We start from the raw sequence: 11,849 nt of genomic DNA on the forward strand, positions 1-11,849 counted from the left end.
CCCCGGGACCGTTTCGATGGATCCGAGTGCGCTCTACCGGGTGACGATGATCGACGAACCGTGCCCGAACAGGCCCTGGTTGGCGGTGATGCCCACCGTCGCGCCGGGCACCTGGCGCTCGCCCGCCTCGCCGCGCAACTGCCAGGTGAGCTCGCAGACCTGGGCGATCGCCTGGGCCGGCACCGCCTCGCCGAACGAACCCAGGCCGCCGGAGGCGTTGACCGGGATGCGGCCGGTGATCTCGGTCGCGCCGTCGCGCAGCAGCTTCTCCGCCTCGCCGCGCGCGCAGATGCCCAGGTCCTCGATCCAGTCCAGTTCCAGCGCGGTGGACAGGTCGTAGACCTCGGCCAGGCTCAGGTCCTCCGGGCCGATGCCCGCCTCCTGATAGGCCGCGTGGGCCAGCGACGCCCGGAAGGACAACTCGTTCGGCGCGACCGCCACCGAGGAGTCGGTGGCGATGTCGGGCAGCTCGATCAGCGCGCTCGGGAAGGTCGGGGTGACCGTGGAGACCGCCGAGATCCGCACCGGGGACGTGGTGTGCCGGGCGGCGAACTCCTTGCTGCACAACACCACCGCAGCCGCGCCGTCGGAGGTGGCGCAGATGTCCATCAGCCGCAGCGGGTCGCACACGATCGGCGAGGCCGCGACGTCCTCCAGGGTGAACGCCTTGCGGTAGCGCGCGTTCGGGTTGGCCAGCCCGTTGCGCGCGTTCTTGACCTTGACCCGGGCGAAGTCCTCGACCGAGGCGCCGTACAGGTCGATCCGGCGCCGCGCGTACATCCCGAAGTAGGCCGGGTTGGTGGCGCCGAGCACGTGGAAGCGCACCCAGTCCGGGTCGTCCGGGCGGTCGCCGCCGACCGGCGCGAAGAAGCCCTTGGGGGCCGCGTCCGCGCCGACCACGAGCGCGACGTCGCACAGGCCCGCGAGGATCTGCGCGCGGGCGCTCGCGATCGCGTGCGAGCCGGACGCGCAGGCCGCGTAGGAACTGGAGATGCGCGCGCCGGTCCAGCCGAGCGCCTGGGCGAAGGTGGCGCCCGCGACGAAGCCCGGGTAGCCGTTGCGGATGGTGTCCGCGCCGGCCACGAACTGGATGTCCTGCCAGGCCAGCCCGGCGTCCTTCAGCGCGTCCTGGGCGGCCTTGACGCCGTACTCGACGAAGTTGCGGCCCCACTTGCCCCACGGGTGCATGCCCGCGCCCAGGACGACGATCTCGCGGTCGGTGCTCATGCCTTGACCTCCACGGGCCGCACGTTCCACGTCGTGTAGACGTGCTCGTCGTTCTCGTACAGCACGCCGGGCACGATCTCGACCTCGACGCCCACCTTCAGGTCGTCCACGCCGACCCCGGGCGCGCCCTGGCCGAGCACGATCAGGCCCTCGGCCTCCAGGCGCACCGCGACGATGGTGAACGGCTGCCACTCGGTGTCCGGGTCGGATACGAACGGGGCCGGCGGGCGGTAGCCGGCGTTGGTGTAGGACCAGACCGTGCCGCGCCGGGACAGCGGCACCTCGGCGAACTCGGTGCCGGCGCACGCCGGGTTGCTGCAGAACGTCTCCTGGCGCGGGAAGAACACGGTCCCACAGGCGGTACACCGGGTGCCGAGGAGGGAGAAGTCCTCCCCGGACGTGGTGAACCAACCGGGGACCACGGGCTTGTGGTCCTTCGTCACGGGGCCCTCCAACTCGTCTGGCCGTCTCGTCCGATGTGTGTACGGACCACAGTCTGACGGATCGTCAGTTCCGGGCGCCAACCCGACCGGGGTATTTACGGTCACATCCGCGCGGCGGATGCGCACTCGGCCGCTATATCCGACGCCCCATCAGTCCCGAGGCCCGCCACAGCCGTTGCCCCGGCCCGCCGAGCAGACCGTGCTCGTCGTAGAACGCGATCAGCCGCCGCGACCAGTGGCCCAGGGCGTCCAGCCGATACGGATTCGCCCGCGCCGCCCGCTGCGCCGCAGCCGGGTCCAGGCCCACCGCCGCGTATACCCCCGGATGCACCAGACGGGTGGCGATGATGTGCGCGGCCCGGGCCAGCGCGAGGCGGGTGATCGCCCGCTCGGCCCCGGACATGTGCGGCGCGCCCCGGGCCACCTCGTCACGGGCGTAGCGCACGTGCCGGGCCTCCTCGATCACGTGGATGCGCGCGGTCTGCCGGGTGATCGGCTGGAGCGACTCGTCGGCCGTCATCTCGCGCTGCATCGTGTCCAGCACCTCTTCCGCGATCAACGCCATCGCGAACGCCTGCACGCCCGAACCGAACGTCTTCATCGCCCGCGCGGCCGCGTGCGCGTACGGGCCGGGCCCGTACTCGGGGCAGTCCAATTTCTCGATCAACCGGCCGAACATGGTCGAGTGCCGGCACTCCTCGGCGATCTCCATGAACGCGTACTGCACGTGTCGCGAGGTCAGCGGACGGTCGTAGACGTGCCGGATGAGCAACTGCATCAGCACCACCTCGAACCAGATGCCGACACTGGCCATCGAGGCCACCTCGTGCCGGGACAGGTCGATGCGCTGCCGCTCGCTCATCCGCTCCCAGATCGGCGTGCCGTACAGGCTGACCCGGTGCGCGGGCAGGAAGAACGCGCCGTCGACCAGCGGCGCGTCCCAGTCGATGTCGGTGATCGGGTCGAAAGCGTGCGCGTGTGACGCGGCAAGCAGCCGCTCCGCGACGCGCTCGCGGTCGGTGCCGATGCCGTGCGTGCCGGGCATGCGGGGCCTCCTCTGCCAGACTTGTTTCCCGTCGGTAACATCCCGCGTCCGGCGCGGCGCGTCCAGAGTGGCCACGAAGATCCTTTCGCGACCCGCCCGGGGGATGCGCGCCGGGGCGGGAGATGGCAGGGTCGGGGGGCACATCGCGCGGAGGGGACTTACGACATGACGGAATCGAGCGAGCAGGCCGAGCTGCTGTGGCAGCCCTCGGCCGAACGGGTCGCCGCCGCAGCGGTCACCCGGTATCGCGAGTGGCTCGGCGCCGAACGCGGCGTCCGGGCCGAGGACTACGCACAACTGTGGGCCTGGTCGACCACCGAGCCCGAGGCGTTCTGGGCCTCGCTGTGCGACTGGTTCGAGCTGGACCTGGGCGACCGGGAGGTGGTGCTGGCCGATCGGAGCATGCCCGGCGCCCGCTGGTTCCCCGACGCCCGCCTCAACTACGCGCAGCAGGTGCTGCGGCACGTCGAGGACGGCGACCCCGAGCGGGCCGCGATCGTCCACCTGGACGAGGAACTGCTCCCCCGCGAGATCTCCTGGGCCGAGCTGCGCCGTCAGGTCGCCTCCTGCGCGGCCACCCTGCGCGAGCTGGGCGTGCGACCGGGCGACCGGGTGGCGGCCTACGTGCCCAACACCCCGCACGCGGTGATCGGGCTGCTCGCGTGCGCGTGCATCGGCGCGGTCTGGTCGGCCTGCGCCCCCGACTTCGGGGCCCGCAGCGTGCTCGACCGGTTCCAGCAGATCGAGCCGGTCGTGCTGATCGCGGTGGACGGCTACCGCTACGGCGGCAAGGAGGTCCGCCGCGCCGACGTGGTCGCCGATCTGCGCGCCGGTCTGCCGACCGTGCGACACGTGTTGCATGTGCCGCTGCTCGACGAGCCGGCCCCGGCCGACGTGCTGACCTGGGCCGAGGCGATCGGCCGGGACGTGTCCGCCGCCGACCTCGACTTCGAGCAGGTCGGCTTCGAGCACCCGCTGTGGATCCTGTACTCCTCCGGCACCACCGGCCTGCCCAAGGCGATCGTCCAGGGCCACGGCGGCATCGTGCTCGAACACCTCAAGCAGGCCGCGTTCCAGCTCGACCTGGGCCCGGGCGACCGCTTCTTCTGGTACACCTCCACCGGCTGGATGATGTGGAACATGCTGGTCGGCGGCCTGCTCGCGGGCAGCACGATCGTGCTCTACGACGGCAGCCCCGGCTACCCCGGCCCCGAGGCGCAGTGGACCGTGGTCGAGCGGGCCGAGGTGACCTGGTTCGGCACCTCCGCCGCGTACGTGATGGCCTGCCGCAAGAAGGAACTGACCCCGCGCCTCACGCACGACCTGAGCCGGCTGCGCGGCATCGGCACCACCGGTTCGCCGCTCCCGCCGGACGGCTTCCGCTGGATCTACGAGGCGGTGGACACGGACATGTGGCTGGCCTCGGTCAGCGGCGGCACCGACGTGTGCAGCGCCTTCGTCGGCGGCAGCCCCGACCTGCCGGTGTACCTGGGCGAGATCCAGTGCCGCGCGCTGGGCTGCGCGGTCGAGGCGTGGGACGAGGACGGCCGGCCGGTGGTCGAGGAGGTGGGCGAGCTGGTGCTCACCCAACCGATGCCCTCGATGCCGGTGTACTTCTGGAACGACCCGAACGACGAGCGCTACCGGGCCAGCTACTTCGACACCTACCCGGGCGTGTGGCGACACGGCGACTGGATCACGCTCACCGAGCGCGGCACGATCGTCGTGCACGGCCGCTCCGACTCGACGCTGAACCGGCAGGGCGTGCGGATGGGCTCCAGCGACATCTACGAGGCGGTCGAACGCCTGCCCGAGGTGCGCGAGTCGCTCGTGGTGGGCCTGGAACTGCCCGACGGCGGCTACTGGATGCCGCTGTTCGTGGTCACCGCGCCCGGACACACGCTCGACGACACACTGCGGAACCGGATCCGCACGGTGATCCGCGAGGAGGTCTCGCCGCGACACGTACCGGACGAGATCATCGCCGCGCCCGGCGTGCCGCACACCCTCACCGGCAAGCGCATCGAGATCCCGGTCAAGAAGCTGCTCCAGGGCCGTCGCCTGGAGGACGCGGTCAACCCCGGCTCGGTGGACGACCTCGACGTACTCCGCTTCTACGCCGAGGTGGGTCGGTCGCGGGCCCGCGCACAGGAGGACAAGCAGGAGGCGAAGCCGGGGGAGAAGCGGGCGTAGACGGCCGAACCGCACCAACACCCGGTAATCATCGGAAAAGCACAACGATATGACGCACATGAAGTAGTGCGGAGCAATCGGGCGCGTCCGATGGCGCGATCAGGTCCATGCCCAAGACGTCACGGCGCACCCGGCGTTCGCCCGGACGTCTCCCGGCACCGGCCGCGGTCCTGATCGCGACATCGGTCGCCGCTCGCCTCGCGCTCGCGCCGACCCGACCGGCGACCTGTGCCGGCTCGGCGACCCACGGGTCCGCCGGGCCGGCGGGCGCACGATCGTGGACGTGCGATCCGCTTCACCCACCGGTTGCCCCGCCCGGCCCGGTGTGGCCGGCCCTCGTCATCGGGTGCTCGCCGACGCGTACACTCCAGCCGGGCTCCCCGCGCCGATCACGATCGTGGTGGGAGCGCCGGCGAGCCGACGAAAATGGGCGAGTCGCACCACCGAAGCCGTTACGCTCGATCCGCCGGAACCGCAGGGCCGAACGGCCCCGGGCCGCACCACCCCGGCTCCGGCCGGGGTCCGGGCCGCGTCCGGGAGCATTCGCCGGTTCCCGCAACCAGGCACCGGGCGGGGCCGATCCACCGTGTGGATATCCTGACCCGGCGCCACCCCGGCCAGGCGCCCATTGAACCGTGCAGTTGTGGAGTCCCCGACCGACATGTCCTTCCCCCACGTGCTCGTGACCTCCTGCCGCGAGCTCCTGACGCTCGCGCCCCGCGTCCCGTTCGGGCAAGAGCGCAGCCGGGAAGCCCGTCGGCCCGGTCGCGTCGCCCTGATCGGCGGCCTGCTGATGGTGCTGTCGCTCGGCCTGTGGGTGTTGTGGACCTACCTCGGCCGCCGCGACATGTGGCACATGCTCGACCTGAGCGTCTACCACGACGCCGCACACGAGTTCCGCCACGGCGACGACATCTACACCGAGAACTACGGCTCTTGGACCAACAAGCTGCCGTTCATCTATCCGCCGATCTCCGGACTGCTCTTCTACGTCCTGCTGCCGCTGGGCTTCGCCGGACTCAAGTGGTTCATGGCGATCGTGAACCTGTTGTCCCTGTTCGCGGTGGTCTGGTCCGCGTGGGGGATGCTCGGCTACCGCCGCGGAGCGGGTCGGTTCGGGGTCAGCGCCGCCACCTTCGCCGTGGTGTTGTGGCTGGAGCCGGTCGAGTGGACGCTCGTCTGGGGGCAGGTCAACCTGCTGCTCCTGGCGTTGATCGTGCTCGACCTCGGGCTCCCGGACAGCCGCCGATACAAGGGCATCGGGGTCGGCATCGCGGCCGGACTCAAGCTCACGCCCGCGATCTTCATCGTCTACCTGCTGATCACCCGCAGGTTCCGCGCCGCCGCGGTGGCCGGCGGCGCGTTCCTGGCCACCATCGTGGTGGGCCTGGTCGCCGCACCGTCCGCGTCCGTCTACTACTGGGCACACCTCGTGTCGATCAGCGGCAAGGTCAACAGCAAACTCAGCGTGGGCACCCTCAACAACCAGTCCGTACAAGGCATGTTCACCCGAATGCTCGGCGACGGCGGGGCGGCCTCGGCGCTGTGGTTCCTGCTCTGCGTCCTGCTCTGCGTACTCGGCCTGGTGGCCGCGGCACGTGCCTCGTTGCGCGGGGACGAACTGGTCGGCGTGGTGATCACCGGTGGGCTGTCGCTGTTCGTGTCGCCCATCTCGTGGTCGCACCACTGGGTCTGGGTGGTGCCCGCGTTCGTCCTGCTCGCGCACACCGCGCGGACCCGCGCCCGGCCGCTGTGGTGGTGGCTGACCGGTACCTTCTTCGTGTTCTTCGCCGCCTGGCCGATGCGGCTGGATCTGTTCGGGAACTGGGACGGCTCGCGGACCCTGCAACCCTGGGGCCTGATCTGGCTCGCCCCCCGGGACGACGACCGGGAACGCACCTGGACACCGATCGAGTTCCTGCTCGGCAACGGCTACCTCTTCGCGGGCATCGCCCTCACCCTGATCCTGACCTGGCGCATCCTGCGCGACCGCACCCCGCTGCCCACCCTCGCCGAGCCGATCCCCCCGCCCGTCGCCGCGGATCCGGACCCGGTGAGCAGCGGATCCGCGCGTCACTAGGCTGGATACCGCATACCGAACGAGCTGGACCCAGAACGAGCAGGCCCACCGGCAGAAAGCAGAGGTCCCGTGGAGGCCCACGTGGACGCGGCACCGCCGCACCCCCGGGAGGGCGGCGTGGACGCTCCCAGCGACCGGGTCCTGACCATCCCCAACGCACTGAGCTTCGCCCGCCTACTGGGCGTCCCGGTCTTCCTGTGGCTCATCCTGGCGCCCGAGTTCGGCGGCCCCAAGCACGACCTGTGGGCGCTCGCGCTGCTCATGCTCAGCGGGATCAGCGACTACCTCGACGGCAAACTGGCCCGCCGGTGGAACCAGGTCAGCAAGGTCGGCGCGATCCTGGACCCGGCCGCCGACCGGCTCTACATCCTGGCCACCCTGGTCGGCCTGACCTGGCGCGAGATCCTGCCGATCTGGCTGACCGCGATCATCCTGGGCCGCGAGCTGTTCATGGGCGTGGTGTTGTTGATCCTGCGCCGACACCGCTACGGCGCGCTCTCGGTCAGCTTCGTCGGCAAGGCCGCCACCTTCAATCTGATGTACGCGTTTCCGCTACTGCTGCTCAGTGACGGCACCGGACGTGTCGCAACTCTCGCCGCCATCTTCGGATGGGCGTTCGCCTGGTGGGGTACCGCTCTGTACTGGTGGGCAGGAGTCCTCTACGCAGCCCAGGCCAAGCGCCTCGTGGCCGCGGACAAGGCGAGTCGCAGGGCGACCGCCGGGTAAGCGCAGGGATCGCCGGAGACCCGGGCGATCACCACGTACAGAAGGCACGCCACCCGGCCCCGGCAGTTCAGCCGTGGGTGCGGGTGGTGTGACGCGATAGGAGGACGAGACCGATGAAGGCCGTCGTCATGGCCGGAGGCGAGGGCACCCGCCTGCGCCCGATGACCTCCAGCATGCCCAAGCCGCTTCTGCCGGTGGTGAACCGGCCGATCATGGAGCACGTGCTACGGCTCCTGAAGCGGCACGGGCTTTCCGAGACCGTGGTCACCGTCCAGTTCCTCGCGTCGCTGGTTCGCAACTACTTCGGCGACGGCGAAGAACTCGGCATGACCCTGACGTACGCGAACGAGGAAACCCCGCTCGGCACCGCGGGCAGCGTCAAGAACGCCGAGGAGGCGCTCAAGGACGACACGTTCCTGGTCATCTCCGGCGACGCGCTCACCGACTTCGACCTCACCGCCCTCGTGGAGTACCACCGGGCCAAGGGCGCGATGGTCACCGTATGCCTGACCCGGGTGCCCGACCCTCTCGAATTCGGCATCACGATCATCGACGACGAGGGCCGGGTGGATCGGTTCCTGGAGAAGCCGACCTGGGGCCAGGTCTTCTCGGACACCGTCAACACCGGCATCTACGTGATGGAACCCGAGGTCTTCGACTACGTCGCCGCGGGCGTGTCGGTGGACTGGTCGGGCGACGTGTTCCCCAAGCTGCTCAAGGAGGGCAAGCCGATCTACGGCTATGTCGCCGAGGGCTATTGGGAGGACGTGGGCACGCACGAGAGCTACCTCAAGGCCCAGGCCGACGTGCTCACCGGCAAGGTCGACGTGGACATCGACGGCTTCGAGCTCTCCCCGGGCGTATGGGTGGCCGAGGGCGCCGAGGTGGACCGGGACGCGGTCCTCAAGGGCCCGCTGTACATCGGCGACTACGCCAAGGTCGAGGGCGGCGTGGAGATCCGCGAGCACACCGTGCTCGGCTCCAACGTGGTGGTCAAGCGCGGCGCCTTCCTGCACAAGGCGGTCGTGCACGACAACGTCTACGTCGGCCCGCAGACCAATCTGCGCGGCTGCGTGATCGGCAAGAACACCGACGTCATGCGCGCCGCCCGGATCGAAGAGGGCGCGGTGGTCGGCGACGAGTGCCTGATCGAGGAGGAGTCCCTGGTCGCCGGGGACGTGCGGATCTACCCGTTCAAGACGATCGAGGCCGGCGCGGTCGTCAACACGTCGGTGATCTGGGAGTCGCGCGGGCAGAAGTACCTGTTCGGCCCGCGCGGGGTCTCCGGCATCCTCAACGTCGAGATCACCCCGGAACTGGCCGTGCGCCTGGCCGGCGCGTACGCCACCACGCTCAAGAAGGGCGCCACCGTCACCACCGCGCGCGACCACTCGCGCGGCGCCCGGGCGCTCAAGCGGGCGGTCATCTCCGCGCTCCAGACGTCCGCGATCAACGTGCGAGACCTGGAGAACGTGCCGATGCCGGTGGCGCGTCAGGAAACCGCCCGCGGCTCGGCCGGCGGGATCATGATCCGCACCACGCCCGGGGTGCCGGACTCGGTGGACATCATGTTCTTCGACGAGCGCGGAGCGGACCTGTCCCAGGCCGCGCAGCGCAAGCTCGACCGGGTCTTCTCGCGCCAGGAGTATCGCCGCGCGTTCCCCGGCGAGATCGGCGAACTGACCTTCCCCGCACGACCGTTCGACAGTTATTCGGGGTCGCTGCTGAAGGCGCTGGACATCACCGGCGTGCCCGAGTCCGGGCTCAAGGTGGTGGTGGACGCCGCGCACGGCAACGCCGCCCTGCTGCTGCCCAGCATCCTGGGCCGGCTGGGCATCGACGCGCTCACCGTCAACTCCGGCCTGGACGACGCCCGGCCCACCGAGACCGCGGACGAACGGCAGGACGGGCTCACCCGGCTGGGCGAGATCGTGGCCTCCTCCAAGTCCGGTTTCGGCGTGCGCTTCGACCCGGTCGGCGAGCGCATGTCGCTGGTGGACGAGCGGGGCCGGATCATCGACGACCACCGCGCGCTGCTGGTACTGCTGGACTGCGTCGCGGCCGAGCGCGGCGGCGGGAAGATCGCGCTGCCGGTGACCACGACCCGGATCGCCGAGCAGGTCGCCGCCTATCACGGGGTCCAGGTGCAGTGGACCACCACGTCGCCGGACGACCTCGCGCGGGTGGCCATGGCCGACGACACCATCTTCGGCGGCGACGGCCGCGGCGGCTTCGTGATCCCCGAGTTCAGCACCGTCTTCGACGGCACGGCCGCGTTCGTCCGGCTGATCGGCCTGGTCGCCCGAACCCAACTCACGCTGAGCCAGATCGACGCGCGGATCCCACGTGCGCACGTGCGCCGGCGGGACGTGCCGACCCCGTGGGCGGCCAAGGGCATGGTCATGCGCCGGGTCGTCGAGGCGGCGGGCGAACGGGAGATCGACACCACCGACGGCGTCCGGGTCGTGGAGGCCGACGGCCGGTGGGCGCTGGTGTTGCCGGACCCGGCCGAGGCGGTCACCCACGTGTGGGCCGAGGGCCCGGACGACGACGCCGCGGACGAACTCCTCGACGAGTGGAGCCGGGTCGTGGAGCACGCGGGCGACTGACCGCGGGCCTTCGGGCAGCCGGGCCCGAGCGGGCCCGGTAACGGTCTTGTAGGGTCTTCTCCGGCCGTGGATCGCCTGCCGTGATCCGCGGCCGGAACCGGTGTCGGACCCTGCATCGAGCACTCCGTCGGGCATGGAACGATGGGGCGCATGTCATCGCGGGAGACACCAGGCACGAGCCGGTACAGGCGACCGGACGCCTCGATGTCCCTGCTCGTGGACATGATGACGAACAGCCTCGACGCGGGCTACGCGGAGGCCACCGCGCGCCGTGCGGTGCGCGGCGACACGGGGATGAACAAGGGCCCGCTGGCCCGCGTGCTGGCCGTGGTCGGCGTCGCGCTGATCGCGATGATCCTGATGGTGGCCGCGATGAAGGTGCACGCGGCCGCTCCGCAGGCCGAGCGCGAGCGCCATCAACTGGTGGACCGGATCCACACCGACGAGACCGAGGTGGATACGCTCACGGCCACCGTCGAGCGGTTGCGCGACGAGGTCGACGCGATCCAGGAGGTCTCGCTGCCCAAGGCCGCCAAGGACCGGGTACAACTGCTCGCGCTGCTCACCGGATCCGACCCGGTCGAGGGACCGGGCCTGAAGGTGATCGCGGACGACGCCAAGGGGTCGGACAATTCGGACGGCTCGAGCGATCCGCGCCAGGCCGAGGCGGCTGCGAACGGCCGGATCCTGGACCGCGACCTCCAGCGACTGGTCAACGGCCTGTGGAAGGCCGGCGCCGAGGCCATCTCGATCAACAACCAGCGGCTGACCGCGCTGTCCGCGATCCGCGCCGCGGGCGCTTCGATCCTGGTCGACAACCGGCCGCTGGCGCCGCCCTATACGATCCTGGCGATCGGCAACGCCAAGCCGATGCAGGTCGAGTTCATGGTCGGTGCGGACGGGCGCGCGCTGCGTCGGCTCGAAGACGACTACGGGATCCGGATCAACATCAGCGCGCAGAAGAAGATGAAGCTGCCCGCCGCGCTGGGCACTTCGCTGCGCTACGCGGGGGTGCCGGGCGCCGCGCCCGGGAGTCCGCCGCCGAGCACGCCGGCGCAGCCGACCCCCGGCACCCCGCCCGCCACACCCACGGGTCGCGGCGGGTCGCCGAGCGCCTCGGCCCCGCCGGCCGCCTCATCGACAGCGTCGCACAAGCCGACCGAACGAAAGGGTAAACCGTGATCGCCGTCCTCGGCCTGGTCCTCGGGGTCGTGGTCGGGTATCTCGCCCGACCCGTGATCCCGCACGAGCTGGAGCCGTACCTGCCGATCGCGGTGGTGGCCGCGCTGGACGCGGTCTTCGGCGGCCTGCGCGCCCTGCTCGACGGCATCTTCGACGACAAGGTCTTCGTGGTCTCGTTCCTGTCGAACGTGGTCGTCGCCGCGCTGATCGTCTTCCTCGGCGACAAACTGGGCGTCGGCGCGCAGTTGTCCACCGGCGTGGTGGTCGTGCTCGGCATCCGGATCTTCTCCAACGCGGCGGCCATCCGCCGACACGTCTTCCGGGCCTGACGGGGAGTCACACAT

General features: G+C 70.7%; 9 protein-coding genes. 6 read left to right on the plus strand and 3 right to left on the minus strand.

Translation table 11 applies throughout. From position 1 onward, the window contains the following. Nucleotides 1–33 precede the first annotated feature (33 nt). From ACFXMF_RS02055 to ACFXMF_RS02065, 3 genes are all read right to left on the minus strand, one after another. On the minus strand, nt 34–1,227 hold the full coding sequence (locus tag ACFXMF_RS02055) for a lipid-transfer protein (RefSeq protein ID WP_360306209.1): 1,194 nt from the start codon (nt 1,225–1,227) through the stop codon (nt 34–36). Then, nucleotides 1,224–1,670 carry a zinc ribbon domain-containing protein gene (locus tag ACFXMF_RS02060; protein ID WP_360306207.1) on the minus strand — a complete coding sequence of 149 codons (447 nt, stop codon included), beginning with the start codon at nt 1,668–1,670 and terminating at the stop codon, nt 1,224–1,226. Before ACFXMF_RS02060 ends, ACFXMF_RS02055 begins: the two co-directional genes overlap by 4 nt. 133 nt (nt 1,671–1,803) lie before the next feature. After that, on the minus strand, nt 1,804–2,715 hold the full coding sequence (locus ACFXMF_RS02065) for a diiron oxygenase (RefSeq protein ID WP_360306205.1): 912 nt from the start codon (nt 2,713–2,715) through the stop codon (nt 1,804–1,806). Between the two features lie 165 nt (nt 2,716–2,880). On the opposite strand from ACFXMF_RS02065, the gene ACFXMF_RS02070 reads away from it, so the two are divergent. The 6 genes from ACFXMF_RS02070 to ACFXMF_RS02095 all read left to right on the plus strand — a co-directional run bounded on the left by ACFXMF_RS02070 (nt 2,881) and on the right by ACFXMF_RS02095 (nt 11,834). Continuing rightward, nucleotides 2,881–4,908, plus strand: a complete 2,028-nt coding sequence (locus ACFXMF_RS02070) for an acetoacetate--CoA ligase (RefSeq protein WP_379991514.1) — start codon at nt 2,881–2,883, stop codon at nt 4,906–4,908. A 643-nt stretch (nt 4,909–5,551) separates the two neighbouring features. Continuing rightward, complete coding sequence (locus tag ACFXMF_RS02075; RefSeq protein ID WP_380017638.1) at nt 5,552–6,988, plus strand: glycosyltransferase 87 family protein; 1,437 nt, start codon at nt 5,552–5,554, stop codon at nt 6,986–6,988. A gap of 117 nt (nt 6,989–7,105) precedes the next feature. Continuing rightward, nucleotides 7,106–7,714, plus strand: a complete 609-nt coding sequence (locus ACFXMF_RS02080) for a CDP-alcohol phosphatidyltransferase family protein (RefSeq protein WP_360306199.1) — start codon at nt 7,106–7,108, stop codon at nt 7,712–7,714. A gap of 113 nt (nt 7,715–7,827) precedes the next feature. Continuing rightward, nucleotides 7,828–10,323, plus strand: a complete 2,496-nt coding sequence (locus tag ACFXMF_RS02085) for a mannose-1-phosphate guanyltransferase (protein WP_360306197.1) — start codon at nt 7,828–7,830, stop codon at nt 10,321–10,323. Nucleotides 10,324–10,527: 204 nt separating this feature from the next. Beyond that, nucleotides 10,528–11,505: a DUF881 domain-containing protein gene (locus ACFXMF_RS02090; RefSeq protein WP_360306195.1), complete on the plus strand. Its 978-nt coding sequence runs from the start codon at nt 10,528–10,530 to the stop codon at nt 11,503–11,505. Next, nucleotides 11,502–11,834 (plus strand): small basic family protein, encoded by a 333-nt coding sequence (locus ACFXMF_RS02095; protein WP_020548716.1) that lies wholly within the window; start codon nt 11,502–11,504, stop codon nt 11,832–11,834. Before ACFXMF_RS02090 ends, ACFXMF_RS02095 begins: the two co-directional genes overlap by 4 nt. Nucleotides 11,835–11,849 lie beyond the last annotated feature (15 nt).

The sequence above is a fragment of the Embleya sp. NPDC059213 genome, from assembly GCF_042754445.1.
Classification (GTDB): domain Bacteria; phylum Actinomycetota; class Actinomycetes; order Streptomycetales; family Streptomycetaceae; genus Embleya.